Source organism: Arthrobacter sp. cf158 (assembly GCF_900106835.1).
Lineage (GTDB): Bacteria > Actinomycetota > Actinomycetes > Actinomycetales > Micrococcaceae > Arthrobacter.
Window position 1 is genome coordinate 236,616 of record NZ_FNNR01000005.1, and the last position, 25,852, is coordinate 262,467.

Consider the following 25,852-nt stretch of genomic DNA (forward strand, 5'->3'; position numbering starts at 1 on the left):
CTCACTCCCCGATCAAAGAGAGGACAACACCACCAGCGGAGCCGACCGCGACAGCGCGGCCGCAGCCAGCGCCGAAGGCGCGAACAACCCCCAGACCGACGGCGAGCCGAAACAGCCGGCCAAGAAGATCAACGCCAACGTCGCCGCCGCCACACACGGAGACAGCCAAGGCCAGCAGGGAAAAGACCAGAAACACACCGCCGCCGTGACGGAGGGACACCAACGGAGCACCCAAGGACCGGTCGATCACACCGTTGAGAAAAACCCAAGCAGCAATCGCATCACAACAATCCGCCATGACCTCACCCCCCCGGTACGACCAAACAACCAAACCCCAGCACAGGCGGTCACAACCGATCACAAAAAGAGCCTCGACAAAACAAACCTTCACGACAGGAGGAAAAAACAACCCGGCCCAAGCGCGGAAACCCTACCCAAGCCACCAAAGACGCGACCGAACGCCTGCAAAATACACACGCCCCCCCCCAACGCCCAGCAACGGGAGAAGGGGCCCCTGCACCCCGAAAACCTCCTGAAACCCGGCATCAGTCAAGAAGAACAACAACGAAGCCCCCGACAGACCAACCAAACGAAACAGCCAAAGGCCCCCACAGAACACAGCAAGGAAATAGCCAAGGACGAAACCCGCCAACGCAAACGCAAAGAGAGACCCGACCTCCCGCGCCCCGACACAGAGCAAGCCCCCGCAGTCGAACACCCCACCGCCCACCGACTGCAAACCAACCATCACCTGAACCAGACGGGCCAGCAAAACCCAAACACCCGGGGTGAACAACCCCGGACCCACCTCAGCCCCAGTACGCAACCACGCCACCCCAAGGAAACACGCCAGAGAGGACAGCGAACCAACCGCGAACAGCTGAGCGAACACCACAGCAAAACGGACAGCCCCACCATCCTGCAGGCACAGCAGCTCCGGGAACACGACGCCAGCGAGGCCCACACACCCCACCGACCAGCCACGACGCTCAGCCCTCGCATGCCGGACCACCGCAATCCCGGCGGCAAGCTCCTGCTCGCCCAGCTTCCCGAGGACAAACTGCTGGAAACGTATCCTTCAGAAGAACTGGTTCAGGCGAACGCCAAGAGCATCGCAACCAGGGACGAACTTCAGGTTCACCTGCGAAAGACGGCCAAGCGTGGCTATGCCACAAACTTTGGTGAGGGTGAACCCGGTATCAGTGGGGTGGCTGTCCTGGTTGAATCCAAGTCGCGGCCAAGCTATGCCTTGGCGGTAGCAGCGCCGAGCGAAAGGCTGGCCCAAGGGCGTGTGAAGGAATTGGTTAGTGAACTCCAGGCTACGGCCAGCGCATTGTCTGACTTGAGCTGAGGTCCTTGCCGGGCACTTAGGTACTTCCTTACAAACAAGAGCGGACGACGGCGGGTGCTTACCCGCCGTCGTCCGCTTCTGTTTTGCGCTGAGTGCTACTGGGTGACCAGCAGTCCGGTGTCCCAGTTGAAGTCCTCAAACTCCGGGTTGGCCTGCATGGTCATCAGCACGAACTGGAAGCCCTCGAGCTCACGAGCCCGCTTCAGGGGGCCGACCACCAAGGGGCGCATGCCGGCGGCGCTGACGAAGGTGCTGACGGCGGTGGTGGCTTCTGCGTTATCGCCTGCGATGAAGACGTCCAGCGGCTTGCCACCGGACTCGCCGGCAATCAGGGTGCCGGCAAAGGTCGTGTTGAAGGCCTTGACGACGTTGGCGCCCACGGGAGCGAGCTGAGCGATTTCCTCTGCGGCTGACGTGCCGGGTTCGACAACGAGCGAATCGAAGGTTTCGAAGTTCACCGGATTGGTGATGTCGATGATCGTCTTGCCGGCCAGCGCGTCGCCATAGGCAGTGACGATCGACTTGGCTGCCTCGAACGGAACGGCAAGAACGACGATTGCTCCTTGCGGGGCAGTGGCAGTAGAGCCAGCGGCGACGCCTGCGCCCAGATCAGCAGCGAGTTCCTGGGCCTTGAGGACATCTTGTCCGAGGATCTCGACCGTGAGGCCGCCTGCAAGGGCGCGGGTAGCGATGCCACGTGCCATGTTGCCGTTTCCGATGATGGTGAGGTTGGTCATGGGAGTCTTCTTTCCGAATATGCGGGCGAGGAAATTTTTCATGGGATTCTGCTCTACTGGGAATCAATGGTTGAAGCTACAACTAAATATAGATGATTATGGTTGAAGCGTCAAGTAGTTTCTTTTGAGGGGTGGCCCCAAGTCTGGGGTTGAGGTCCAGCTAAGGCGTGTCGCCAGCCATGAGTTCGGTGTGCCTCACGATGGTCCGGCGCCTGCGTTCCAGATCAAGCTGCCCGGTAATTACCTCGTGGATGTTGGGGCTGGAAACCCAGGCGTGGCACAGGGTCACTATCGAAAGGAGGAGATCCTCCGCCTGGGTAACAGTCGCGCCGGGGAGTGCGGCTTGTATTTCTGTAACTTTGTTTGCTGCCTGCAGGGCGCGCACCCTGGCGCCTACGGGAGAGCTCCGCTCCAGCCCCTCCCAGGACGTCAAGCGGGCCAGGCTTGGGTGGTTGACGGCAAAGTCGAAATATCGACCAGCGAAATCCGCGACGGCGATCGGGCCCTGGCCGTTGATCGGCAGGTCCTCCAACGCCGTTGTCAGTTCGTGGGTGAGGGCCGCTTCGAAGAGCTTGGCCTTGTTGCCGAAGTAGAAGTAGATGCGTTCAGGGTTGGTTCCGGACTTTTTTGAGATCTCTTGCACGCGCCCACCGGAGAATCCCCGCTCTGAGAATTCCGAGATGGCGGCGTTCAGTAGCTTCGCCTTAGTTGCGTCCGTGTCCCAAGCCATGTGCCCATCCTAACTCCAAACGTTTTTTTGCAGTTGCGACTCTGTGGGTCTAGCATCAATTCCAAGTGAAAGTTTGGAGATTACATGGAGCACGATGGCAAAGCGTTGGCAGCGGACGAGATGGATGCCCACCACCACCGCACGCCGGGGCTGGCTTCAGTCCATGTCCGGGCAATCATTACGTGGCTGGCAATATTTCCGCTTGCAGCGCTGGGCATGAGTGCGCTCGGTGACCTGGCTCCTGCTTGGCCACCGGTTTTACGGGCTTTCGTTTTGACCCTTGTGGTGGTCCCCACGGCGGTCTACTTTGCTGTACCCCGGCTCTTGTCCTTCCATGCCCGCATGACCCGGGCTGCGAGGCGCCGCAGGGGCAGCCGCGTCTAATAATCCGCCGGGGAGCATCCCGGCCATCACCATAGGAGAGTGCAGTGCAGATAACTGCAGCCGTAGCACGTGAGCATGACAAGCCCTTCACCATTGAACAGCTTGAGCTGGACGGCCTCCGGCACAATGAAGTCAGGGTGCGCTTGGTTGCCACCGGAATATGCCACACAGACGTACTGGTTCGTGACGGGGTCTACCCCACGCCCCTCCCTGCAGTCCTCGGGCACGAGGGGGCCGGTGTAGTCGAAGCTGTGGGTGACTCCGTTGTGTCCGTCGTTCCCGGGGACCATGTGGTCCTGGCTGCTGCGTACTGCGGACACTGCAAACGCTGCCGCAACGGGCAAATGGCTTACTGCGAAAATCTGATGGCCGCCGACTTTGGTGGGCGGCGGATGGACGGCCAGACGTCACTGAGTAAGGATGGCGAGGTCATCTCGTCTCACTTCTTCGGCCAGTCATCCTTTGCGACGTACGCGAACGTGGTTGAGGAATCGATCGTTCGGGTTGATAAAGACATCCCCTTGGAGCACTTGGGGCCGCTGGGCTGCGGCATCAACACTGGAGCGGGGACAGTGCTCAATGAGCTCCAACCCGACATTGGATCCTCGCTGGTGGTCTTTGGTACCGGGGCTGTAGGATGCGCGGCCGTCATGGCGGCCAAGGTGGCCGACTGCGCCACGATCGTTGCCGTGGACATCCATGATTCGCGGCTGGAGCTGGCCCGCGAGCTTGGTGCCACGCATGTGATCAATTCACTCACGGAAAACGTAGCGGATCGTCTGCGGGAGATTACTGCCGGTCAGGGTGTCGACTATGTGGTGGACACTACGGGAATTCCGGCATTGCTTCGCCAGGCTGCCGATGCTCTGGGCGTCCGCGGAACTGTGGCGCTGGTGGGTGCTGCCAAGCCCGGCACTGAAGTCAGTTTCGAAATTGGAGCGTCTCTGGTGAAGGGGTGGACATTCAAGACGGTTGTCCAGGGCAGCTCTGTCCCGCAGGTATTTATCCCGCGGCTGATTCAGCTGTGGAAGGAAGGACGCTTCCCGTTTGAAAAGCTCGTTGGCGACTATTCGTTGGGGGACATCAACCGGGGGTTTGCCGACTCCAAGAGTGGTAAGACCATCAAGCCAGTGATCGTCTTCTGAGCTGCCGGTTCTGAGCTGCCGGTTTTGAGCTGGGCGAAAAGGACCCGGCCGGTATTCACCGGCCGGGTCTTCTCGTGCGCGACGTGCCACTATGCTGTTGCGGCTGTTGTGACTTCCTGGATCCAATGACTAAGTTCTGCGACAGTCTCGGCGGTGATTTGGTGTCCACCCGGGTCGCGGCGCGAGCGGGTTTTGGCTGCGGACTCTGTCAGCAGATAGTTCCAGGTGCGGCTGAGCAGCTCTGCCGGGATAACGCCGTCGCGATCGCCTTGGGCCACGAAGACTGGGAGCCCGGACAGCCGTTCCGGCGTCACTGGCACGCCGGCTTCAAAGGGTAGCGTTCCGTAAAGAATGGCTGCCCCGGCGAATCGCCGGGGTTCTGCGAGGACCAGTCCGCCAGCGAAAGCGGCACCGCCGCTGAAACCGATGACGAGCACTGGACGGTCTTCGGGTGCAATCTCTTCAAGCCAACGGTGGAACCATTCCATACCCGCCGCAAGGGACCCTGCAATGGGCCGGCCGATGCCCCGGTTGGCAAACCAAGCGTAGCCCCCGCCTTCGCCGATGGGCGCCCGGAGCGCTACATAAGCGGGCCCCTCGGGCAGGTGCCCTGCCAGGCCAAGAATTTCGCGCTCATTCGAGCCTCTGCCGTGGAGCAGCACCACCAGCGGTGCGGATGGATCGGTTGAGCCCGCTGAGGCAGTGACGTGTGGGCTGGCCATGGATTCGGCGGCCGGTGCTGGCATGACGTCTTGCGTGTTCATGAGCTCTCCTGATGATCTTGATGCGAAAAGGGTGTTTGTTGAATCTTCAACAAACACCCTTTTGCCAGTATTCCCTCTCCAGCGCCGATCAGCTGCTGGGGTCCACCAGGAGCTTCATTTTCTGTCCGGCTTTGAGTTGCTCAAAGCCATCTTCAACGACGCGGCTCAGCGGCACGTCCTCCACCCAACCGGTGGTGTCGTAATGCCCCTTTGCCATGAGGTCGATGACCGCCTTGTAGTCATCCTTGGTGTAGCAAATGGTTCCCTGGATCCGTCGTTCACGCAGTACCAACTGGATCAAGGGAGTAGGTAGGGGCTTGTCGTAAATCGCGACGCTCACCAAAGGGCGGCGTTCGCCCAGGCATGCGAGGGCCGACTCCACCGCTGGCGTTACTCCAGCTGCGTCGAAGGCGGCATCAACGCCGTCACCTTTGGTTCTCTCGTCAATGAGGCCGGGAATGTCCACCGAGGTGGGATCCAGCGTGCGTGCCCCAAGGGCCTCGATGGACTTGCGGCGGGTCTCTGACGGCTCCACGACGTCGATCTCGGTCAGTCCCATTCCTCGAAGAGCGAACCAAAGCCCGATGCCGATGGGGCCGGCACCATAGATCAGAGCCCGGCTTTGATCATTGACTTCGCCCATCACTGCTGCGTGATACGCCACCGAGAGCGGTTCCACCAGAGCGCCCATCTCCAGGGAAATGCTGTCAGGCAGATGATGGATCTGGTTACGGGGTACCACCGTGTACTCGGCCATTCCGCCATCGGCCATCAATCCATGGAAGCCGATGACGTTGCACAGGTTGTAATGGCCGGTCCGGCAGGGACGGCATTTGCCACAGCGGTAGATCGGTTCGATTGTCACACGGTCACCCTCCCGCACATCTGTCACGCCGGCACCCACTTCGGTGATCACGCCGGAGAATTCATGGCCCAAGGTGAGTGGCAAGCATTTATGGGTCAGGGGATGGGGCTCAGTGGGTGGAATGAAGATGGGACCGTCGTAGTACTCGTGGAGATCCGTACCGCAAATGCCATTGCGGCTCACTTTGACTTTCACTTCGCCCGGCCCTGGTGACGGCTCGGCGACGTCTTCTATGGCAACCTTGTTCTTCCCGTAATACACGGCGGCACGCATGTGTGCTCCTTTTCGTGATTGGTGACTAGATAATGCGGACGAGTTTCTTGTTCGCGAACTCGTTGAGTCCGAACTTGCCAAGCTCGCGTCCAATGCCGGACGTCTTGACGCCGCCGAATGGGAGATCCGGTGCACTCTTGATGGTGGTGTTGATGCCCACCATGCCCACTTCAAGGCGGTTGGCCGCATCGGCTGCCAATTCCTGGTCCTCGGTGAATACCGCGCTTCCAAGCCCGAAGGGGGAGTCGTTGGCCAAGTCGATGGCTTCGTCAACTGATGCCACCCGGTACAGGACAGCAACGGGACCGAACAACTCTTCGCGGTAAGCACGCATATCCGGTGTCACGCCCGACAGGACAGTAGCGGGGTAGTAGGCGCCGGGGCCGTCAGGGACAACGCCGCCTTGGTGGATCGTAGCCCCCTTTGCGATGGCGTCGTCCACTTGCTCAGCCAGCTCCGTGCGTGCTTGATAGGAGGACATGGGTCCGAGGCGCGTATCGATGCTCATGGGGTCGCCGGCCTGCCATTCGGCTGCTTTTTCAAGGAAGGCAGCAACAAACGGATCCCATACGGACTCTTCCACAATGAGTCGTTTGGACGAGGTGCAAGCCTGCCCGGCGTTCCCGAAACGTCCGGAGGCCGCCGCACTCGCGGCCTTCTTGATGTCAGCTGCGGCCAGTACAAGTAATGGATCTGAACCTCCCAGCTCCAGCACGCATTTCTTCATGTACTGGCCCGCCAGGGCGCCGATTGCGCTTCCTGCTTTCTCGGACCCGGTCAGCGACACCCCTTGGAGCAAGGGGCTGGCAATGACATCGGCGATCTGCGCCGATGTGGCAAAGAGATTCTGGTAGAGACCGTCCGGGGCGCCTGCTGCTGTAATGAGGTCGGCAATACTTAACGCCTGCTGCGGGCAGTTGCTGGCGTGCTTGAGCAAGATGGTGTTTCCCAGGAGAAGGCTTGGCGCCACAAATCGCGCAACCTGGTAGTACGGAAAATTCCACGGCATAACACCAAGGAGGGGCCCTATCGAAGCCGTGCGCACCAGTGCGCGGCCCGCTCCGGCGATGGTGAGCTCCTCATCCGCGAGTAACTCCTCACCATTGCGGGCGTAGTACTCATAGATGGAAGCGGACAATTCCACTTCGGCTTTGGCCTGTGAAATTGGCTTGCCCATCTCAAGCGTCATCAGTTTTGCCAGCACCACGGAGTGCTGCCTGTGCAGGTCCGCGATCCGCTGAAGCAGCGAGCGGCGCTCGGTCAGGTCCTGGGACTGCCAACGCCGGTAAGCTGTGGCGGAGCGAGCCAAGGCATCAGCCACATCCGCGTCCGTCATGGTGTCGAATTCCTGCACCACCTGACCGCTCGTGGGATCCACTGTTGCATATTTCTTCATGGTGAAACCTTCGTGTGATGAGGGATGCGCCCGGGGCGGGGGAGCCGCCCTGGGCGCTGTATTTAAGTTGGTCAGGCCGCTGGCTCCAGAGCTTCCGCGGCGGTCAAGAAGCTCGGGTAGTCGCTTGAGGCTTCATCGGCGAGGATGGATCGGTACTGCTTCAGGCCGCCCAGGTAGAACATGACTGTCCGCTTCTTGCCCGGGATATTGGCACCGAAGATCCAGGAAGCTGCCTTGCGGAAGAGCGTTTGATCGGCTATATCAGCGCAGACGTCCGTCCAGTCAGTTTCCGTACCGGGCTTGACGTCGAGCCAGCCGATGTTGGAGCTGGATATGTGGCTGATGGTCTGCCCAATCCACTCCACCTGCGTCTCGATCGACGGCGGCAAGTTGGTGAAGGGTCCGTTGGGGCCCAGAATCATATACATGTTGGGGAAACCGCTAGTGGCCATGCCGAGGTAGCTGGTGGGCCCATCGGCCCAGTGCTCCTTCAGGCTTTCCCCGTCACGGCCCCGGATGTTCACCCGGACATAGTTACCGTCAACAGCGTCAAAACCCGTCGCGCAGATCAGGACGTCGATCTCGTGGAGTGTTCCATCAGCAGTGACGATTCCTTCCTCCGTAACATGTGAGATCGGATTCTCCTTGACATTGACCAGCGAGACATTGGGCCGGTTGAACGTCTCGTAGAAGCCTGAGTCGCACAGAGGCCGCCGCGCGTAGAGATCCGTGGGGGTCAGGTGCCGGCGGGTTTCGGGGTCCTTGACGATTTCGGCGATCTTAGCGCGGATGAACTTGGCGGCTTCTTCGTTGGCCGCAGGATCCGTAGCGATGTCTGAGAAGGTTTCAAACATGAACCTGAATCCGCCGCCCTCCTCCCAAGCCCGCTGGTAGATCCGCTCACGTTCTTCGGGGGAGACGCTGAAGGTAGGTACACTGCTTTCCACGAAACCCATGGCTACGCTGGAGTTCCGTACCTGGTCCCAGTTGGCGTCGAAATTATCCTTGTGGTTTCGCAGTTCCTGTTCGCTCAGTTCACGATTGCCTGCGGGGACGCTGTACTGCGGCGTCCGCTGGAAAGAGATCAGGTGCGCGGCAACGGGAGCGGTGGCGGTTATCACCTGATTGCCCGTGGAACCGTTGCCGATCACGCCTACGCGCTTGCCGGTGAGGTCGAGGTCCTCGGGCCATGCTCCGGTGTGTACCAAGCGGCCTTTGAAGGAGTCCATTCCCTCAAACTTTGGCAGGTTGGTAGCTGAAAGGAGACCGAGTCCGGTGACCAGGAACCGGGACCGGTAGGTGATTCCGCGGTCGGTCTGAACTGTCCACGTGCCCGTGGACTCGTCAAACTCTGCTTCGGTCATGCCTGTTTCGAGTTGAATGTGCTCCCGGAGCGCATAGCGGTCCACTACGCCGTTAAGGTAGGCAAGAATTTCGCGCTGTGGAACGAACTTAGTCTTCCACGGAGTGTCCTTGTAAAGCTCCCGATCAAAGGAATACTGGTAGACAAAACTCTCGGAATCGGACAGGGCGCCCGGGTACTTGTTCCAGAACCAGGTCCCGCCGACGCCTCCTGCACGATCGATGGCCACAGCGTTGAGGCCTTGCTCGTTACGCAACTTGTGCAGCATGTAAATGCCGCCGAATCCTGCTCCGACGACCAATGCGTCGAGATCCTGGACTTTGGTGGGGACGACGTTGTCCATGATGTGTGCTCCTCCGACTAATAGGGCGGTGTGAGATAATTCACTTCGTAGTTACCAGTCTCTGGTGGCCGAAGACGTAGCCGGTGTTTCACTATGGAACACTTCCAATTAGCTCGAAATGGCGGTTTTGATACCCCAAACGCAATAATCCGAGACTTTAGAGCGAACTGACCAAACATCGCAAAGGTGCGCAAATGACAGATCCAGTGAGGGCAGCACGAGAGCAACTCATCCGTGTGGGACTCACAGGGAATTACCAGGCCAATGATGTTCCTGACCTCATTGTCAGGAGTTGGCGCCGTTCCATCAGCAGTGCCGCCGAAAGCGCTGCGCCGCAGCGCTTTCGGGAAGTGGATACAGACACACTGCTAGGCCGTGCGGCGGTTCCGGTCCTTGACCGCTGGCAGCATCAGTTGGCTGACACGGGTACTACCCTTTTCCTGAGTGACCGTGGCGGCAGCATTGTTGACAGGCGTGCCAGCGATAGCAGCGAGCGCCGGCGTTTGGACAACTTGCATGCAGCTGAAGGATTCGACTACTCCGAGGACTCCATTGGTACTAACGCTTTGGGGACGTCAATGGTGGAAAAGCGTCCGGTTTTCGTCAAGGGAAGCCAGCACTACAGCGACGCATTAGCTGCTAACGCATGTGCTGCTGCACCCATCTACACACCCGCCGGACTGGTGGTGGGGTCCATTGCCTTGGGTGGCCCGGTGGAGGCGGCGAACCCCATCATGCTTTCCCTTGCCCGGGAAATAAGCCAACAGATCGCTGAACGGTTACGTGCTTCGGCCAGACCCCAGGATTTGGCCCTGGCCATGTCCTTTATGAGATTCACCAGTTCGCAGCGGCCCACAATTGTCCTGGATCACGAATCCGTACTAGCCAATACTCCAGGCTTGCCGTACGTCAGTGTGGCTTCCCATGTCATGCTCTGGGAAGTCCTGAACTCTCACAACTGGCAATCCAGTGCAACTCTCCGACGCGAGCTTGAGGGTACGCACCTGGAAATCACTGCCCGCAGAGTCGCGGACGGGAACCGTGGTCACTTCGTCGTCCACTTCGCTGAAATCGCAACATCCGGACCCCGCCAGGAGTTGGCTCCTCAGTTGCAGGCTCAGCGCTTGGATTCCGAGCCGGCCCTCATGACGCCACGGGATGCGGTGGCTGTCGTGGACGGACCAGTGGGGTCCGGAAGATCCACGGCTGTGGATGAGTTGCGGGCGGAATGGGGCAGGACACGCCCTCTGGAAACTTTTGTGCCGTCGGCTGAAGGCATACCGTGGAACTCGGTTGAAAGCCTTCTGGAAGCCGGCAGTGACGTTCTGCTTCGGCGAATTGAGTCCTTGGCCGACGACGAATTGCTGTCGTTAAGGGAAGTGGTTTCGCGCCATGGAGCCAGACGCAGTGTTTCGCCGGCAGCGGGCGTCCTGTTCCTGACGACGCACGCCAGCGGGTCCTCCGCATCGATGTCATCCTACATCGAAGAGTTGGGTGTGCAGAGAAAGACAGCTGCGTTGAGCGACACTCCCGAACGAATTCCGGGGCTGGTCACTCGTATCCTCAATGACCTCGACCCGCATTCCAGACACAGCATCTCGCCGGCCGCCTTGCAGTCTCTGGTGCAATGGAACTGGCCCGGCAATGTCTCGGAACTCGTGCAGACGCTCACTCAATTGCTCGGTTCTGTCAGTGCTTCGCTGATCGAACGCAAGCATCTTCCAAAGCACTTGCAGCAGGCCCCTCCGAGGCGTCATCTGTCCCTGATCGAGTCAGCTGAACGGGATGCCATCATTCGAGCTATGGAAGCAGCCGGCGGGAACAAGTCGGAAGCGGCAGAATTGCTCGGAATAGGGCGGACCACGCTGTACCGCCGCCTCCGTCAACTGGGGCTCGATGCCGGCGAAGGATCCATCTAGGGCCTGGTCACGCGGGCTAGGCGGCAGTCATGTCCTCAAGATTCGTGACTTCGGCCAGTACCGCCCCTAGGGCAGGATTTGGGTCCTGCCGCCGCCATGCCGCCCGAAGATCCACATCCGTGGTGGAATCTTCGAGCGGAACAAACACCACGTGGGGATCGGTGGCGTTCCCTGCCACGGAACCCAGGGTCAAATGACAACCGACCTCGGCGCTGACAAGAGCCAATGCAGTCTGGGTATCCGGTGCCACTTGAATAATGGTGGGTACGAAGCCGTTGTCGTGGGCAAGGCGGCGGAGCCTGTCCGGGAGCACGGCACCTTCGTATGCCGGCAAGGAGATGAAGCCTTCGGTCGCCAAGCGCGAAATGGATAGGCGCCGCGACCCGGCCAGGGGATGAGTGTCCGGAAGTGCAATCACCAGGGAATCCCGCATGACCACTTTGGACGCTATGTCGGCCGGAATGACATCCCAGCGCCCAAAAGCGATATCGGTCTCGCCTTGCACGAGCTTGGTCATCGCCGGTTGGGCAAAGTTCTGGCTTGAGAGCTCCAGTTGGATACCCGGCCGCTGTGAACGTACCAGCCGTGCCAACCGCGCAACAAGCGGGTGCGTGGATACACCTGCGAATGCGATGCGCACGAGGCCTGACTCGCCGTCGTCCGCGGATCGGACGGCATCTTCGGCGCGGCGCAATGCCTCCAGTACCTCCGAGGCCGGTGCTATGAGCGCCTGGCCGCTGGCTGTCAGCTTCACGGATCGGGTGGTCCGGTCCAGCAGGCGGGTTCCGAGCTCCCGCTCCAATTGCTTGATGATCCGGCTCAGGGGAGGCTGCGCCATGTGCAGCCGCTCCGCGGCCCGACCAAAGTGAAGTTCTTCTGCGACCGCAAGAAAGGCGCGGAGCTGGCTGATTTCCACAGGGGATTTCCTTCCGATTATTGCATTGAAGGTATCACTGCGCCGGTTGGGTTAGGGAAGTGGGCAATAATATGACTCTAGGCGGTCCAATTGTAGAATCCAATCCCTGCCTTCCGGCCCAGCTGTCCAGCGGCGACTTTTTCCCGGAGAATCTTCGGCGGAGCGAACCTGGGCCCCAAAGTGGACTCCAAGTACTCCGCAATGCCAAGGCGCACGTCGAGACCAACAATGTCGGTGGTCCGCAGCGGGCCCACGGGATGTTTATAGCCAAGGACCATGGCGTTGTCGATGTCCTCAGCGCTTGCCACGCCTTCTTCCACCATGCGCATAGCCTCCAAGGCAATCGCGACACCGAGCCTGGACGATGCAAAGCCTGGTGCATCTTTGACCACTACGGCCGTCTTGTCCAAGCCGGCTACCCAAGCCCGGGCAGCGGCAACGGTGCCAGCCGCTGTTTTGTCACCAACCACCACCTCAATAAGAGTGGACGCAGGCACGGGGTTGAAAAAGTGAAGGCCAAGGAACGACTCTGGCCTGGCTAACGACTTTGCGAGTCCGCTCACCGAAAGTGACGACGTATTGGTTGCCAGGAAGGCCCCGCTGGACAGATGGCGTTCCACCTCGACTAATGCCGACGTCTTGAGTCCGGCATCCTCTGGCACGGCTTCGACCACGAGTCCACAGGAAGCAAAGGAAGTGTGGTCCGTGGTGGTAGTGAACCTGCCGAGAACTTCCTGCCGATAGCCGCTGAACGCACCACGTTGGAACGACGCGTCCACGGAAGCGGCCAATCGCTCGCTGGCAGTCCGAGCGGCGTCGGCGTCGCGTTCCACCACAGTGACTGTGGCGCCTTTGATGAGGAACGCATGCGCGATGCCTGCGCCCATGCGTCCGCCTCCCAAGACTCCTACATTGTTCGGAATCATTGAATCTGTGCCGGTCATGACTTCTTCCTGTCCAAAAACTGTTGCATGAGATCGAATTTTGCAGGGGATTCAAAAAGGATGCCCTGCGCGAGGGTATCGATCAGAGGATGGGCCTCCCTGGGGGCGTGGAACACAGACTTAGTCAGCCGCACTGCCAGGGCATCCTGACGCGCTATACGGTCTGCAAGCGCGTTGGCGGCCTGGATGAGTTCTTCCGGCTCAACGATTTGGGTGATGAGTCCGGCATCGAGGCATTCTTCGCCGGTGAGGATGCGGCCGGCCAACAGGATCTCCTTGGCGAGAGGTTCTCCCACCAGTTCACGGAGCCGCCACGTGGCACCCGCGGCGGCCAGGATCCCCAGTCCGGTCTCCGGGTTGCCCATGCGGAGGCCCGCAGTGCCGATTCGAAAATCGGCGGCATAGGCCAGTTCGGCGCCGCCGCCCAAAGCGAAGCCGTCCAGGGCGGCAATGACTGGCATGGGAAGGACTGCAATGCGGTTGAAAAGTGAGGAGTTGATGCCGGCCAACGCGTCATCACGACGACGGGCGCGTAGTTGGGCGATGTCGGCACCCGAGGCGAATATTGCCTTCGTCCCGCTCGACGGATCGGCAGCGGTTCCTGACAAGATCAGCATCCTGGGGTTCGACTCAAGTTCAGCACATACCGCATGCAGTTCCTCGACCATTGCCGCATCGATGGCATTGCGCACTTCGGGGCGGTGGAGGCGAACATGCAAGCGATCGTCTCCCTGCTCCACGTTCAATGTGGTGAACCCTGAGGTGTTCTGGACCTCCGCGGTCGATGTGGAAGCCGTCATCACACTCCCTCCACCAGGAGTGCCGTTCCCTGGCCGACTCCGACGCACATGGTTGCCAGCCCCAGCTTGCGTTGCTCGCTCCCGAGCTCTCGTTCCATGCGTCCCAGGAGGGTGACCACCAAGCGGGAACCTGACGAACCGAGCGGATGACCCAACGCGATCGCACCGCCGTCGGAGTTGACCGTTTCCTCAGCGAGTTTGAGCTCGCGCATCACGGCGAGTGACTGCGATGCGAAGGCTTCGTTGAGTTCCACTGCACCGAGATCGCTCACTGACAGGCCGGTGCGGTCCAGGATCTTCCGGGTTGCCGGAACCGGCCCGATTCCCATGATCTCTGGCGCAACGCCAGCTGAACCGCCGTCGAGAATCCTCGCCCGGGGTGTCAAGCCGTACTTTTGGATGGCAGCTTCGGATGCAACGATGATCGCGGAGGCGCCGTCGTTGAGAGACGAGGCGTTGCCTGCCGTAACGACGGAACCGCCCTTTACTACTGGCCGCAGGCCCGAGAGTACGTCCATGGTGGTACCGGGGCGCGGACCCTCGTCCCTGCTGACCACTGTCTGGACGCCCTTCCTGCCGGTAATGGTGACGGGAATAATCTCGTCATCAAAACGGCCGGCCTCGATGGCGGCCAATGCGCGCGCGTGGGAACGCACGGCGAAAGCGTCGCAGTCATCGCGTGGGGTGCCAAAGACGCGGGCAACCTCCTCAGCCGTTTCCGGCATGGAAAAGGAAGTTTTACCTTCGCGCGACAACGGGCCGGAAACGAATGCCGGATTGACGAAGCGCCAACCAATGGCGGTGTCCACCACCACTCCTGGCTTGGCGAAGGCCTTATCAGGCTTTTCCATCACCCAGGGAGCCCGGCTCATGGACTCCACACCTCCGGCAACCACAATGTCAGCCGCCCCTGCTTTGACCATGTGGCTGGCCATGATGATCGCACTCAGTCCGGACGCACACAGCCGGTTGACGGTGATGCCTGGAACACTGTCCGGGAAGCCCGCCAACAGCCACGCCATTCGGGCGACGTTCCGGTTCTCCTCACCAGCCCCGTTGGCGTTGCCAAGGATCACTTCATCGACGACTGCCGGGTCCAGGCCGGCGCTTTCGACGACGGTGCGCACGGTGAGTGCGGCGAGGTCGTCTGGGCGGACAGCGGACAGGGCTCCGCCGTAGCGGCCCACAGGGGTGCGGGCGCCACCTATCAGGAAGGCCTCAGGCATGGTTGGTTCCTATCTTTCGTCATTCGTGGAAGGTGTGAGGGTGGGGACTAGTTGAAGGCCGAGATGCCCGTGATGTCACGTCCAACTATTAGGGCCTGCATGGAGTCTGTTCCCTCGTAGGTGGAGACGACTTCCATGTCGGTCATGTGGCGCACTACGTGATTTTCCAGAAGCAGGCCGTTACCGCCTAGCAGATCCCGGGCTTCATTGCAGATCCATTTGCCCTTTTGGGACGTTGCCATCTTGACCATGGAAGCTTGGGCGTTCGTCAACTGCCCACGGTCGGCGAGTTCTGCCATACGCGTGCACAACAATTGCATGGTGGTCAGTTCGCTGAGCATGTTGGCGAGCCGGGACTGGACCAATTGGTATGACCCGATGGGCTTTCCGAACTGGTGCCGTGTTCGTGCGTAGTCGGCGGCTATTTCGAAGGCCGCCATGGCGTGGCCGACTGCTTCCCAGGCCGCGCCGCCGCGGGTCGCCTGCAGGACCCGGGAGACATCCTTGAAGGAGTGGCAGCCTTCCAGCCGGTTGGCGGCGGGTAGGCGCATCTGGCGTATCTCGATATCGGCTTGGAGTATGGCCCGTTTGCCGACTTTTCCGCTGATGACTGTGGGAAAGTATCCCGCCGGGTATTTGCCGTCGGCATCCTTCTCCACCACGAAAGCGTTGACATTGCCGTCCTCGGCGTTCCGGGCGAACAGCACAATCACATCGGCGCAGTGGCCGTTGCCAATCCAACGCTTGTGCCCGGTGATGACCCAGTGCTCGCCATCGCGGCGGGCTTCGGTCTCCAACGCGACAGAGTCCGATCCATGATCCGGTTCCGTGAGGGCGAAAGCCCCTGTCTTGGCGATCCTGGCCAGGGGAGGGAGCCACTTTTCCTTCTGTTCGTCGCTGCCCAGAATGTTGAGCGCGCCCATGCACAGGTTCGAGTGAATGCCAAGGAACGTGTTGAGGCTACCGTCGGCGCGAGCCATTTCACGGGCCACCATGCCTGCGGCTTTGCGGCTCATGCCCGGGCAGCCATAGCCCTGGATGATGGTTCCGATGATGTTCAGCTTGGCCAGCGGCTCCAGGAGTTCATCCGGAAACTCTGCTTTTTCCCAATATTCATTGATGACCGGAAGAACACGGTTCTCTGCGAAGTCACGGACCTTGTCCCGAACGGCGATCTCCTCAGCGGTCAGATCTGAATCCAGGAGGAAATAGTCGGAGGTTGCAGTGGTACGTTCGGATATTCTGCGATCTGTGGTGGCGGTCATTTCCGCGCCTTTCTTGACGGACAGGCCAGCTGTTCAGCGGTCGTTGGGAATGTGGGCTGTGGTTTTCGGAGACGTCGCTGCAAGCCAGGACAGAACAGATTGCCTGTCCGCGTCGTGGGCTGGCGGAGCCAGGTCGTAGCTGACGGGAGTCTCTGAGAACGTGATGGGATTGCGGACTGTAGGCATCGACCCAGGGCCGCGGCCGATGGTGACCACGGGGTCCAGCCCTATTCTTTCCGCGAAGTCGATGCCCTGCCGGACGTCATTAATGGGGGCACAGGGGAGGCCGCATTCGGTGAGGATGTCGAACCATTCCGTTGAGGACTTCCGGGCGAGGGCCGCTTGGAGCATGGGCCTGAGTTCCTCCCGGTTCAGGCTTCGATCCGGAGCTACGGCGAACCGGGGGTCGTCGGCCGCGTGGGGAAGTCCCAATGCTTGGCATAACTTCCGGAACTGGGGATCATTGCCGATGGCAATAACGATCTCACCATCGCCCGTCATGAGTGGTTCGTACGGGTAGATGCTCGGGTGTTCATTTCCCAGCCTGGCGGGTACTGTCCCACTCAGGAGATATCCGGCAGTCTGATTGACCATTCCGGACAATGCCGATGCCATCAGGTTGACTTCAATCCGCTGACCTTTACCACTGTGATCTCGTTCGTGCAGAGCGGCGAGGATACCAATTGCTGCGTGGAGCCCGGTGATGACGTCAAAGACTGCCACACCGGAGCGGTACGCCGGGCTGTCCGGTGATCCCGTCAGGCTCATCAAGCCGGACATCGCTTGCACCAAAAGGTCATATCCGGGGAGGGATGCGCCTCCGGCGGTCCCGAACCCCGTGATGGATGCATAGATCACGTTTGGATTGGTGGCGGCCACCGAGTGGTAGTCCAGCCCAAAGCGATCCAGGCCGCCTGGCTTGAAGTTTTCCACCACGACGTCGGCCCGGCAGGCAAGATCCAAGGCGATTTTCTGGTCCTCGGGATCCCGCAGATCCAAGGAGATGGAACCCTTATTGCGGTTGATGGAGAGGTAATACGTGGACTCTCCGTCCCGAACCGGTGGCTTCCAGGCGCGGGTTTCGTCGCCGTCGGGACTTTCAACCTTGACCACTGTGGCTCCCATGTCGGCCAGCAGCATGGTGCAGTAGGGACCGGCCAAAACCCGGCCGAAGTCGGCTATGAGGATTCCCGACAGCGGGCCGGTGCCTATGCGTCCGAACATGTCGGCGGGAAACGTCTGTTCTTGCGGGGCGTCGTCCAGGGCCGTCTTTGGCCCGGCAACGCCGGGGCTGGTGTGGATCGTCACGGCTCTCCTAGGGGATCGTTGTCGATACATCAACCATCCCAGCTGGATTACCATCGGTCCAATACTTATTCGCTTTCCTATTGATGCAGATTAGGTAATAATTAAAGGTGGCCCAACGAACAGCAGCACCCCGGGTTGTCCGGGGTGCTGCTTTCATCTTCTAGGGGGACTGTCCGGCTAGACGAGCACCATGCCGCCGTCGATCATGACAACCTGGCCAGTCATGTAGTCGGAGTCGGATGAAGCCAGGTAGAGGGCCGTCCCGGTCACATCCTCCGGCGTACCGGGCCGTCCTGCGAGGATGGATCCCGAGAACTCCTCGAATGCCTGACCGGGTGCACTCGTGTCTCCCAGTTCCATAATGTCCAGGTCCAGCTTGCGCCAGAGCGGCGTGTCCACCACGCCGGGGGCGAAGGCGTTACAGGTGATGCCGTGTTCGGCCAGTCCCCTTGCTGCGGCCTGCACGAGGGAATTGACGGCGAATTTACTTGCACAATACGGCGCGAAGTTCGGGTAACCCTGGCGGCCGGCAATGGAGGACGTAAGGATCAACTTTCCGCCGGTTCCTTGCGCGATCATTTGCTTGGCGGCCTCCTGCTGGCAGATCAGGGACCCTAAACCATTGACATCCAGGGTGGTTCGCCAGTTCTCTTCCGTCACGTCGAGAAAATGCATGGGGCGAATGATGCCCGCGATGGCGAACATCACATCCAGGCCGCCAAATTCTTCGACTCCTGCCATGACAGCGGCAGCAACATCTTTGCGCTCAACCACATTGCCTGAAGTTGCGATGGCCCTGCCTCCGTCCGCCACAATCTCCTGCGCAGCTTTTTCGGCCGCCTCGGCATTGAGATCGAAGATGGTCAGCAATGCGCCCTCGGCCGCCAGGCTACGGGCCACAGCCCTGCCCATGCCGCTGCCCGCACCAGTGATGAGGATTCTCTTGCCGTCTACTCGTCCTGCCATGGGTGACTCCTTTGTTCGTGCCTCATGGGATGGCTCCGACACTACTGAGCACCTTTGCCCACTGTCCAAGACCTATATCGGCGTCTATTGATGACTTGGAGGCATCAATAGGCCGAGGCACGGCAAAAGGGACCGCCCGCCGGAAGTCCGGCGGGCAGTCCCTTCACGCGTTGGTCAGGACGTTTGCGTGATCTCTTCGGTGGTAGTGAACTCGGCAATGTTGGTCAGAGCATAGGAAAGCGCGGCCTGGTGCCATTCGGCGTTGATGCTGGACGTGGCGTCCTTCACCAGGACGGCCCGGAATCCGTGATCTGCCGCATCCCGGATGGTGTGCTCAACGGCCATGTTGGTCCAGACGCCCACCACAATGACGGTGTCGACGCCCGCATTCCGGAGGAGGACGTCCAGGCCGGTTCCGTTGAAGCCGCTCATGCGGTTGCGGGTCAGGACCGGTTCGTTGGGGAGGGCTTCCAGGCCTTCCAGTGCATCAGCGCCCCACGATCCCACCTTGAGCGACTCGGGTCCGATCATTCGGAAGATGGGAGCATTGGTTCCGCCGAAGTTGTGGCCCGGATAAAAGACGATCCGATTGTGGATCACCGGCAGGGATTGTTCCCGCGCCCAGCGAACAACGTTGCGGACATTGGCGACGAGATTCTGCTCTTTGGCGTGATCAGCGGCCCCAAAGGAGGCGAAGGCTCCGTTCTCATGGACGTTGTCATTCTGGAGGTCCACCAGAAGGAGCGCCGTCTTGGTCAGGTCGATAGAGGCTTCTGCCACAGAGATCTCCTTGATATGAATCGTGCTGCTCGATAAGGTATTACTTGAAATATCAACTAACCGTAACACCATTCAGGAAAGCCAGCAGCTCGCGGTTGAAGGCCTCAGGTTCGTTCCAGTGCGGGCAGTGGCCGCTGTGTTCGAAGATGCTGAGGGATGATTTCGGCAAGGCATCCGAAAACATGCGCATTCCCTCCTCCGGAAACACAGGGGAGTGACGTCCGGTTGCCACCCAGGCCGGAACCCCTACGCCTGGAAGAACATCCCGCCAGTCTGCCGAGAAATGGTCCACCATCAATTGCCGCACGGCCCCTTCGGGGTACTCCGTGAGGGGGCCCGCTTCAGCCATGAGTTGCTGCACATGGGCGGGCATGGCGGGCTCACGTGACCAATCGCCCCACGGAACGCGGTAGTTGACGGCGTCCCAGAGGTTGCTCCACTCAACGGACCGGAGTCCACCATGCCATGAGTCGTCATTGACGATCTTTGGTGACTGGTCAATCGCCACGAAGGCTGCGACGCGGTCCGTTCCGTAGAGGCTGAAGTAGGCCAGGCTAACCGAGACTCCCATGGAGTGCGCCACCACCGCAACGTTCTGAAGGTCCAGGTGTTCCAGCAGTTCCCGAAGATCTGCGCCGAAGCGCGATATGCGCTGTCCGTGAGGCGGAGTCTCGGACCTTCCATGAAGACGCAGGTCGATCCCAATCACCCGGTATCCGGCGTCGAGAAGGGCGTCCCGCTGGAAGGCCCAGTGCGCCGCCTGGCAGGAAAAACCGTGCACCAACAGTACGGCGGGACCGGTGCCTTCGTCGTCGTAAGCGAGCCTCACGCCGTCGTTGGTGCGGAAGAAGTTAGCCACGTCCATAGGCGCCCTTACGGTAGACATCGATCACTGCAGAAGCGTCTTCCGAAGCCAGGCCCTGTTCCACCGCCTTCTCCAGGACTGCGACGGTAGCGTCGATCATCTCGCCCTTGTAGCCCGCTGCTGTTGCCGTTTCGCCCACCAACGCAGCGTCCTTGAGGAAAATGTCCACCCGAGCGGCGATGTCCCTGGTTTCGGTCAGCATCCGCGGGCCATAGTGGCTGAGCATCCACGATCCACCCGCGCCACCCTTGACTGCCTCGAACACCTTGGCGGCATCCAAGCCGAGCTTCTCTGCGAAGGCCAATGCTTCGGCAGCCACCACGAGTTGGCTGGTGGCGAGGAGCTGATTCACGATTTTGTACGCTTGGCCATCAGCCAGATTGGGTCCTGCGAGCACCACGTTGCCCATGCTTTCGAGTACGGGACGGATCTGCTCGATCGCTGAGGTGTCACCGCCGGAGAAGAGGGTCAGCGTGCCCGCAATCGCCCCAGGGATGCCACCCGTAACGGGGATATCAAGCAGCGTTGGTCCATCACTGGGCCGGTTGCTTGCGATCTTCTCCATGGCGGCCGGGCCGATGGTGGAAAGGAGTGCGACGACAGCCGTGGGTGCGGTGGTCTCGTACACGCCGCCCGGACCAAAGAGGACTGACTCGGCCTGCTGCGCCGTTGCCACCATGACCAAGACCACGTCCGCGGCCGGTGCCGCGCTCAATGAGTCGGACGTTTCCAGCTCATGCGAGCGTGCTTCGGCCAACCTCTCAGGCGAGGTGTCGACGACGGTGACGGTGCCTGCCGCCGCGGCGCGGACGGCCATCGGCAGGCCAATGGCGCCAGCGCCAACAAACGTGATCTTGGGGGTGCTCATGGTGGCAACCTTTCGGTGAGGGGTGGGGTGCTGCTTCGTGTTTGCCTACGCGGCAGCGATGGCTTGAATCTGGGTGATGGTGGTAAAGATGGCCACGGCGGCGTAGAAGACCACGGCGATACCAAGGGCAACCATGCGTGGCCGGCTGATGCGGACCACCTTGTGGAGCTTGCGGTTGACCTGGATGAGCAGGGCGCAGTACACCACCATGACGCCGCAGTTGAGTATTGCGGCCATGGCCAGCAGGGTAATCGGCTGGGTTACGCCGGCCCCCAGGATCACGATGCCTAGACCGACCATGGTCCACACGGAGACCGAGTAGATCTTGGCTTCGGTCCAGAACTTGTGTTCACGCAGGTAGCTGACTGCCAGGACATCTGCCACCACGCGGGCGACGATATCCACTACGGCCAGGTTGGCGAACATCAGAGCAACAGTGCCGATAAGCAGGTAGAAAGTCTGCAGGACACCGCCAAATTGCTCGCCAATCACACTTGCCTGAAGTTGGATGAAGGAAAGGTCGCCCTTGCCCTCGTAGGTGCCCACGGGAATCAGCCGGTAAGCCAGGAGGGAGAAGATCACGATGGTGAACAACCCGATCACGAAGAACGACCAGAACTGCTCGGTCTTCGCGTTCTTCCACCAGATCTTCCAGTTGGCAGTGTTCTCCGGGGTCATCTTGAACTGGGTTCCCGTGCCGGAACCGGCTTCCTCATGACCAGTGATGGGGGAGACGATGCGCGGAGCGTGAGCTCCCATGCCCCAGCCTTTGTCCCTGATGTAGTTGCTGACAGTAAGGTTCAGGGCTCCACCGCCACCTGCGAACACCATCGCCGTGACCAGGAATGCTGCCGAGATGCCGTCGGGCATCCGGAATGCCCCCTGCACAGTGGCGGAGGGCAATGCGGCCCACGGCTCCCATCCGATGACGAAAAGGATGATGACGACGGCGAAGATGAGGATGGCGATCACCTTGAGGAACTCGAGGCGCTCGACGGTTTTGTAGACGATGGGGGAGAGCGTCAGTACCAGACCAATGAGTACGAGGCCCCCGATGGAGATCCATTGGACATTGCCCTGCCCGCCGGCGGTGAAGGTCACCATGGTGGCAGCGCTGCTCATCCAGCCCGGCCAGGCGAAAGGAATGACGGTCATGATGACGAACAGGGGTGCCCATCCGCGCCATAGGCGGGTAAACCCAGTAACTGCGGTTTCGCCTGTGGCCAACGTGTAGCGGGCTACTTCGGTGTTGATGAAGTACTGGAGTCCCAATCCGACGGCGGCCGCCCACAGGAAGGTAAGGCCGACCTGACTGGTGATGTAGGGGTGGGAGATGTACTCGCCGGACCCGATGCCGACAGCGACCAGGATGACACCCGGGCCGAGCATCTTGCGGAGCGCGACGGGTTTGGGCAGTTCAGCCCATCGGAGGGCCGGGAGTCGGCCTGTCTTCTGGCGTCCGGCGGAACCGGAGGCTTCGTCGCCTTTCAACCCCTTGCCGGATGTGTGTGGATCATGCAATGTCATGGCCTCGAGCTCATTCTCGTTAGGTGTCCTTGTGCGCCTCTGCTGCGGGCCGACGTTGGCCGTAGCTGGCGATGACGGCAATCCCGGGCTGGTGCCGGTCAACTGCCACATTCGAATGTGATGCCGCTAACAGCGGCTCTCCATGAATGCTAAGGAGAAATTCCTATCTAGCACAAATACCAATCGCTCATGGTTTATATGGAAAATTAGATAAGACGCTATATTGCAGTCGCCTCGCTGCTCGTGTCCGGCAGCACTTCGTCGAACACTTCCAGAACCCGTGCCAGGGCGGGGGAGCTATTGTCCTTTCGCCAGGCGATGGCTGCGTGGAGCCAGGCGGGATCACCTGCAAGCGGAAGGTAGGCCACGCCGGTTGGCTGGACGTGCTGGACGGATGTCAGGGTCAAGGTGGCACCGGCGCCGGCGGCAACCAGAGCAAGGATGGTGTAAGAGTCGGGAGCTTCCTGAACGATTCTGGGCGTTATTCCCACGCGGGCGCAGGATTCGACAAGCGCTGCCCTGAGGGAGGAACCTCCTTCCGCCGGAAAGCTGATGAACGGGACATCGGCCAGCTGGGCCAAGGACACTTCCGCCTCGCCTGCGAGGGGGTGCGACGACGGCAGTGCGCAGATGAGTCGTTCGTGCTCGACAATACGGAAATCCACTTCCGGATGGTTGATGGGAAGCCGGACGAAGCCGAGGTCCAGCTGACCGTTCACCACTTGGTCGAGTGCTGCATACGCATACGTTTGTCCTTGGAGGACAAAATCGATCCCGGGATAGCGGCGTCGAACCTCCTGCGCTAAGGGCGGAAGGATCTTGCTGCTGGACGCTCCGGCAAAACCCAGCCGCACCCTCCCGAACTCACCTGCGGTGAGTGACTGCGCAGCAGCTCGTGCAAGCTCGACGTCGGCCAGCACCTTGCGGGCGGGGCCAAGTAATCGTTCGCCGGCGTCTGTCAGGGTGACAGACCTGGTGTTCCGGTTGAAGAGCTTGACCTTCAACTGCTTCTCGAGTTGCTGGATGCGGTAACTCAGGGGTGGCTGGGCAATCTGCAAGCGCTCCGCAGCGCGGCTGAAGTGGAGTTCCTCCGCCACGGCCACAAAAGCCTCAAGTTCCTTGAATTCCATGCGCGCGTCCTTCGTTTTGATGGTGGTATGCGGGGCGACGCATCCCTCCGGTGTATATATCTATACATTGTATAAGAGTGGTCTTGATTAGTATTGGACGCAGCATAGTTGCTTTGGGAAGGTTGACGCAGCAGAACGTAACCTCTTGCGTATTAAAAGGAGCTTCCCGGTGACCATTCAAGCCTCGGCAACGCCGCCGAAAGCTGCTCCCACGACCAAAGACAAAACGCTTTCAATGAAGGAAGCGATCAGCCGATACGTCCACGACGGAGACGTGGTGGCCATCGAAGGCTTTACCCATGCCATTCCCACCGCGGCAGGGCATGAAATTATCCGGCAGCGCAGGAAGAACCTGACACTCGTCCGCATGACAGCTGACATCGTGGCAGATCAGATGCTTGCCGGCGGATGCATCGCCACACTGGTCTCCTCATTCGTAGGAAACTCATCGGCGGGCTCGCTGGGGGAAATTCGCCGCAGGATAGAACGGGCAGATCCGGAGCCCCTGGACTACCAGGAATACAGCCACTACGGCATGATTTGCCGCTACCTGGCAGGAGCGCAGCGGTTGCCCTTCTATCCGCTGCGGTCATACTTCGGATCTGACCTCCCGAGAATCCAGCAGGGGATGCGTAAAGTAACCTCGCCATTTCCCGATGACGATGGTGCCTTCGAAGAAATCTATGTTGTACCGCCCATTAATCCCGATGTGGCAATCGTCCATGCCCAACGCGCCGACCGCTCTGGCAACGTCCAAATGTGGGGGTTGACCGGTATCCAGGCAGAGGCGGTCTTCTCAGCGAAGCGCGCGATCGTCGTGGTCGAAGAAGTAGTGGACGATGACGTCATCCGCGCAGATCCCAATCGCACGGTGATTCCCGCGTTGGCAGTTGACGCAGTGGTGGAATGCCCGGGGGCTACGCACCCGTCCTTTTCCCAGGGCTATTCCGACCGCGACAACGATTTTTACCGTGCGTGGTCAGGCATCAGTGGCGACAAGACGTTGTTGTCGGCCTGGATGGAGGAATGGATCTACGGGACCGCTGACCATACTGAATATTTGGCCAAACTGGGTTCGTCAACACTGAGCCGCCTCGGCGTCGGTCAAGCGTTAAGCGGGCGAATCAACTACGGAACACGACTCGAACCGGCCCTGGATGCCGATGACCACGTTAAGGAATCGAAATGACGTCAGTAGCAGAAGGCGTAGGTGTCACTGCCACGGAGCTGCTTACTGTGGTGGCATCCCGGGAGCTGGCCGGCAGGCACACCGTCTTTGCCGGAATTGGGCTGCCTACGTTGGCCGTGTCCTTGGCCAGTATGACCACTGAACCAAACCTGGAAATCGTCTACGAATCCGGGGTATGCGGTGCCCATCCGTCCCATCTGCCAGAAACGATTGCGGACTCAGTGCTCATTACAGGAGCTGAGGCGGTGCTCTCCATGCCCGTGCTCTTTGGCTACGTATTGCAGGGCGGCCACATCGACGTCGGGTTCCTCGGCGCTGCTCAGATTGATCGATGGGGAAACCTCAACTCCTCCGTCATTGGCCCGTGGGAGAATCCCAAGGTGAGGCTGCCTGGGTCGGGTGGAGCCGTTGAAGTGGCCGCGAACTCCAAGGAAGTCTTTGTTGTTATGCGCCGCCATGACGCGCGCACGTTTGTTGAGAGCCTGGACTTTTGCACGTCTCCCGGGCCGGACCGTGCGCTGGCTGAAGGTGGACGGGTGCGCGGCGCCGGTGTGACCAAGGTGGTTACCGAGCTTGGCATCCTGACGCGTTCCGGCGTTCATGATGAACTGAAGCTCTCGGCGGTGCATGAAGGTGTTTCCGTTGACCACGTTTTGGCCAATACCGGCTGGGATTTGAAGGTGGCGGAGGACCTCCGGGTGACGCCGGCGCCTACCGCTGAAGAATTGCGCTTGTTGCGGACGGAAATTGACCCCCGCAGGGTTTACCTGCGCTGACTCCGAAGGAAGACAGTCTCAT

24 protein-coding genes and 1 pseudogene are annotated in these 25,852 nt (G+C 60.3%); 6 read left to right on the top strand and 19 right to left on the bottom strand.

The window, feature by feature from the left end; all coding sequences use genetic code 11:
* Nucleotide 1: 1 nt before the first annotated feature.
* Nucleotides 2-412 (bottom strand): annotated as a pseudogene (locus tag BLW08_RS12130) (urocanate hydratase); the annotation flags it as partial.
* A 588-nt stretch (nucleotides 413-1,000) separates the two neighbouring features.
* Between BLW08_RS12130 and BLW08_RS12140 the strand changes: the two are divergent.
* Entirely contained in the window at nucleotides 1,001-1,351 is a 351-nt protein-coding gene (locus BLW08_RS12140; RefSeq protein WP_091325319.1) for an IclR family transcriptional regulator domain-containing protein, read from the top strand.
* Between the two features lie 95 nt (nucleotides 1,352-1,446).
* Here the strand turns inward: BLW08_RS12140 and BLW08_RS12145 are convergent, their stop codons facing one another.
* The gene (locus tag BLW08_RS12145) at nucleotides 1,447-2,130 is read right to left on the bottom strand and encodes an NADPH-dependent F420 reductase (protein WP_254779839.1); all 684 of its coding nucleotides are present in this window, start codon (nucleotides 2,128-2,130) and stop codon (nucleotides 1,447-1,449) included.
* A gap of 118 nt (nucleotides 2,131-2,248) precedes the next feature.
* The gene (locus tag BLW08_RS12150) at nucleotides 2,249-2,818 is read right to left on the bottom strand and encodes a TetR/AcrR family transcriptional regulator (protein ID WP_091325323.1); all 570 of its coding nucleotides are present in this window, start codon (nucleotides 2,816-2,818) and stop codon (nucleotides 2,249-2,251) included.
* An 84-nt stretch (nucleotides 2,819-2,902) separates the two neighbouring features.
* Here BLW08_RS12150 and BLW08_RS12155 point away from each other — a divergent pair, with 84 nt between their 5' ends.
* Nucleotides 2,903-3,202, top strand: a complete 300-nt coding sequence (locus BLW08_RS12155) for a putative antibiotic biosynthesis monooxygenase (protein ID WP_217639240.1) — start codon at nucleotides 2,903-2,905, stop codon at nucleotides 3,200-3,202.
* Between the two features lie 44 nt (nucleotides 3,203-3,246).
* Nucleotides 3,247-4,347 (top strand): NAD(P)-dependent alcohol dehydrogenase, encoded by a 1,101-nt coding sequence (locus tag BLW08_RS12160; protein ID WP_091325324.1) that lies wholly within the window; start codon nucleotides 3,247-3,249, stop codon nucleotides 4,345-4,347.
* 89 nt (nucleotides 4,348-4,436) lie between these two features.
* Here the strand turns inward: BLW08_RS12160 and BLW08_RS12165 are convergent, their stop codons facing one another.
* From BLW08_RS12165 to BLW08_RS12180, 4 genes are all read right to left on the bottom strand, one after another.
* Nucleotides 4,437-5,111, bottom strand: coding sequence for an alpha/beta hydrolase (locus BLW08_RS12165; RefSeq protein ID WP_254779840.1), 675 nt, complete (start codon nucleotides 5,109-5,111; stop codon nucleotides 4,437-4,439).
* A gap of 88 nt (nucleotides 5,112-5,199) precedes the next feature.
* The gene (locus tag BLW08_RS12170; protein ID WP_090820869.1) at nucleotides 5,200-6,249 is read right to left on the bottom strand and encodes a 2,3-butanediol dehydrogenase; all 1,050 of its coding nucleotides are present in this window, start codon (nucleotides 6,247-6,249) and stop codon (nucleotides 5,200-5,202) included.
* Between the two features lie 25 nt (nucleotides 6,250-6,274).
* Nucleotides 6,275-7,645 carry an NAD-dependent succinate-semialdehyde dehydrogenase gene (locus BLW08_RS12175; RefSeq protein WP_091325326.1) on the bottom strand — a complete coding sequence of 457 codons (1,371 nt, stop codon included), beginning with the start codon at nucleotides 7,643-7,645 and terminating at the stop codon, nucleotides 6,275-6,277.
* Between the two features lie 71 nt (nucleotides 7,646-7,716).
* Nucleotides 7,717-9,351: a flavin-containing monooxygenase gene (locus BLW08_RS12180; RefSeq protein WP_091325328.1), complete on the bottom strand. Its 1,635-nt coding sequence runs from the start codon at nucleotides 9,349-9,351 to the stop codon at nucleotides 7,717-7,719.
* A gap of 194 nt (nucleotides 9,352-9,545) precedes the next feature.
* Here BLW08_RS12180 and BLW08_RS12185 point away from each other — a divergent pair, with 194 nt between their 5' ends.
* The gene (locus BLW08_RS12185) at nucleotides 9,546-11,270 is read left to right on the top strand and encodes a helix-turn-helix domain-containing protein (RefSeq protein ID WP_091325329.1); all 1,725 of its coding nucleotides are present in this window, start codon (nucleotides 9,546-9,548) and stop codon (nucleotides 11,268-11,270) included.
* A 16-nt stretch (nucleotides 11,271-11,286) separates the two neighbouring features.
* Here BLW08_RS12185 and BLW08_RS12190 read toward each other — a convergent pair whose 3' ends face one another.
* From BLW08_RS12190 to BLW08_RS12245, 12 genes are all read right to left on the bottom strand, one after another.
* A complete protein-coding gene (locus BLW08_RS12190; RefSeq protein WP_090820877.1) occupies nucleotides 11,287-12,186 on the bottom strand; it encodes a LysR family transcriptional regulator in 900 nt (299 codons plus the stop codon).
* A gap of 77 nt (nucleotides 12,187-12,263) precedes the next feature.
* Entirely contained in the window at nucleotides 12,264-13,130 is an 867-nt protein-coding gene (locus tag BLW08_RS12195) for a 3-hydroxyacyl-CoA dehydrogenase family protein (protein ID WP_091325330.1), read from the bottom strand.
* Nucleotides 13,127-13,930, bottom strand: a complete 804-nt coding sequence (locus tag BLW08_RS12200) for an enoyl-CoA hydratase/isomerase family protein (protein ID WP_091325332.1) — start codon at nucleotides 13,928-13,930, stop codon at nucleotides 13,127-13,129. Before BLW08_RS12200 ends, BLW08_RS12195 begins: the two co-directional genes overlap by 4 nt.
* On the bottom strand, nucleotides 13,930-15,156 hold the full coding sequence (locus BLW08_RS12205; protein ID WP_091325333.1) for an acetyl-CoA C-acyltransferase: 1,227 nt from the start codon (nucleotides 15,154-15,156) through the stop codon (nucleotides 13,930-13,932). The genes BLW08_RS12200 and BLW08_RS12205 overlap by 1 nt, the downstream gene beginning before the upstream one ends.
* Before the next feature lie 47 nt (nucleotides 15,157-15,203).
* Nucleotides 15,204-16,421, bottom strand: coding sequence for an acyl-CoA dehydrogenase family protein (locus BLW08_RS12210; protein ID WP_091325335.1), 1,218 nt, complete (start codon nucleotides 16,419-16,421; stop codon nucleotides 15,204-15,206).
* Nucleotides 16,422-16,454: 33 nt separating this feature from the next.
* Nucleotides 16,455-17,729, bottom strand: a complete 1,275-nt coding sequence (locus BLW08_RS12215) for a CaiB/BaiF CoA transferase family protein (protein WP_254779841.1) — start codon at nucleotides 17,727-17,729, stop codon at nucleotides 16,455-16,457.
* Between the two features lie 177 nt (nucleotides 17,730-17,906).
* Complete coding sequence (locus tag BLW08_RS12220) at nucleotides 17,907-18,695, bottom strand: SDR family oxidoreductase (RefSeq protein WP_091325336.1); 789 nt, start codon at nucleotides 18,693-18,695, stop codon at nucleotides 17,907-17,909.
* A 174-nt stretch (nucleotides 18,696-18,869) separates the two neighbouring features.
* Nucleotides 18,870-19,475: a cysteine hydrolase family protein gene (locus BLW08_RS12225; protein WP_175538676.1), complete on the bottom strand. Its 606-nt coding sequence runs from the start codon at nucleotides 19,473-19,475 to the stop codon at nucleotides 18,870-18,872.
* Nucleotides 19,476-19,527: 52 nt separating this feature from the next.
* Nucleotides 19,528-20,340: an alpha/beta fold hydrolase gene (locus BLW08_RS12230; RefSeq protein WP_175538677.1), complete on the bottom strand. Its 813-nt coding sequence runs from the start codon at nucleotides 20,338-20,340 to the stop codon at nucleotides 19,528-19,530.
* Nucleotides 20,327-21,208 (bottom strand): NAD(P)-dependent oxidoreductase, encoded by an 882-nt coding sequence (locus BLW08_RS12235; RefSeq protein ID WP_090820893.1) that lies wholly within the window; start codon nucleotides 21,206-21,208, stop codon nucleotides 20,327-20,329. Before BLW08_RS12235 ends, BLW08_RS12230 begins: the two co-directional genes overlap by 14 nt.
* A gap of 45 nt (nucleotides 21,209-21,253) precedes the next feature.
* The gene (locus BLW08_RS12240; protein WP_217639233.1) at nucleotides 21,254-22,837 is read right to left on the bottom strand and encodes an Nramp family divalent metal transporter; all 1,584 of its coding nucleotides are present in this window, start codon (nucleotides 22,835-22,837) and stop codon (nucleotides 21,254-21,256) included.
* A 116-nt stretch (nucleotides 22,838-22,953) separates the two neighbouring features.
* Complete coding sequence (locus tag BLW08_RS12245) at nucleotides 22,954-23,865, bottom strand: LysR family transcriptional regulator (protein WP_091325340.1); 912 nt, start codon at nucleotides 23,863-23,865, stop codon at nucleotides 22,954-22,956.
* Nucleotides 23,866-24,034: 169 nt separating this feature from the next.
* Here BLW08_RS12245 and BLW08_RS12250 point away from each other — a divergent pair, with 169 nt between their 5' ends.
* Both BLW08_RS12250 and BLW08_RS12255 read left to right on the top strand, forming a co-directional pair.
* Nucleotides 24,035-25,054, top strand: coding sequence for a CoA transferase subunit A (locus BLW08_RS12250; RefSeq protein ID WP_254779842.1), 1,020 nt, complete (start codon nucleotides 24,035-24,037; stop codon nucleotides 25,052-25,054).
* Nucleotides 25,051-25,830 (top strand): CoA-transferase subunit beta, encoded by a 780-nt coding sequence (locus tag BLW08_RS12255; RefSeq protein ID WP_091325342.1) that lies wholly within the window; start codon nucleotides 25,051-25,053, stop codon nucleotides 25,828-25,830. Before BLW08_RS12250 ends, BLW08_RS12255 begins: the two co-directional genes overlap by 4 nt.
* Nucleotides 25,831-25,852 lie beyond the last annotated feature (22 nt).

Coding starts and splice junctions, on each gene's coding strand:
- BLW08_RS12210 (WP_091325335.1), bottom strand. CDS start 16,421: ATGACCGCCACCACAGATCGCAGAATATCCGAACGTACCACTGCAACC.
- BLW08_RS12235 (WP_090820893.1), bottom strand. CDS start 21,208: ATGAGCACCCCCAAGATCACGTTTGTTGGCGCTGGCGCCATTGGCCTG.
- BLW08_RS12145 (WP_254779839.1), bottom strand. CDS start 2,130: ATGAAAAATTTCCTCGCCCGCATATTCGGAAAGAAGACTCCCATGACC.
- BLW08_RS12230 (WP_175538677.1), bottom strand. CDS start 20,340: ATGGACGTGGCTAACTTCTTCCGCACCAACGACGGCGTGAGGCTCGCT.
- BLW08_RS12205 (WP_091325333.1), bottom strand. CDS start 15,156: ATGCCTGAGGCCTTCCTGATAGGTGGCGCCCGCACCCCTGTGGGCCGC.
- BLW08_RS12220 (WP_091325336.1), bottom strand. CDS start 18,695: ATGGCAGGACGAGTAGACGGCAAGAGAATCCTCATCACTGGTGCGGGC.
- BLW08_RS12255 (WP_091325342.1), top strand. CDS start 25,051: ATGACGTCAGTAGCAGAAGGCGTAGGTGTCACTGCCACGGAGCTGCTT.
- BLW08_RS12165 (WP_254779840.1), bottom strand. CDS start 5,111: ATGAACACGCAAGACGTCATGCCAGCACCGGCCGCCGAATCCATGGCC.
- BLW08_RS12195 (WP_091325330.1), bottom strand. CDS start 13,130: ATGACCGGCACAGATTCAATGATTCCGAACAATGTAGGAGTCTTGGGA.
- BLW08_RS12200 (WP_091325332.1), bottom strand. CDS start 13,930: ATGACGGCTTCCACATCGACCGCGGAGGTCCAGAACACCTCAGGGTTC.
- BLW08_RS12175 (WP_091325326.1), bottom strand. CDS start 7,645: ATGAAGAAATATGCAACAGTGGATCCCACGAGCGGTCAGGTGGTGCAG.
- BLW08_RS12185 (WP_091325329.1), top strand. CDS start 9,546: ATGACAGATCCAGTGAGGGCAGCACGAGAGCAACTCATCCGTGTGGGA.
- BLW08_RS12140 (WP_091325319.1), top strand. CDS start 1,001: ATGCCGGACCACCGCAATCCCGGCGGCAAGCTCCTGCTCGCCCAGCTT.
- BLW08_RS12150 (WP_091325323.1), bottom strand. CDS start 2,818: ATGGCTTGGGACACGGACGCAACTAAGGCGAAGCTACTGAACGCCGCC.
- BLW08_RS12170 (WP_090820869.1), bottom strand. CDS start 6,249: ATGCGTGCCGCCGTGTATTACGGGAAGAACAAGGTTGCCATAGAAGAC.
- BLW08_RS12155 (WP_217639240.1), top strand. CDS start 2,903: ATGGAGCACGATGGCAAAGCGTTGGCAGCGGACGAGATGGATGCCCAC.
- BLW08_RS12245 (WP_091325340.1), bottom strand. CDS start 23,865: ATGGAATTCAAGGAACTTGAGGCTTTTGTGGCCGTGGCGGAGGAACTC.
- BLW08_RS12180 (WP_091325328.1), bottom strand. CDS start 9,351: ATGGACAACGTCGTCCCCACCAAAGTCCAGGATCTCGACGCATTGGTC.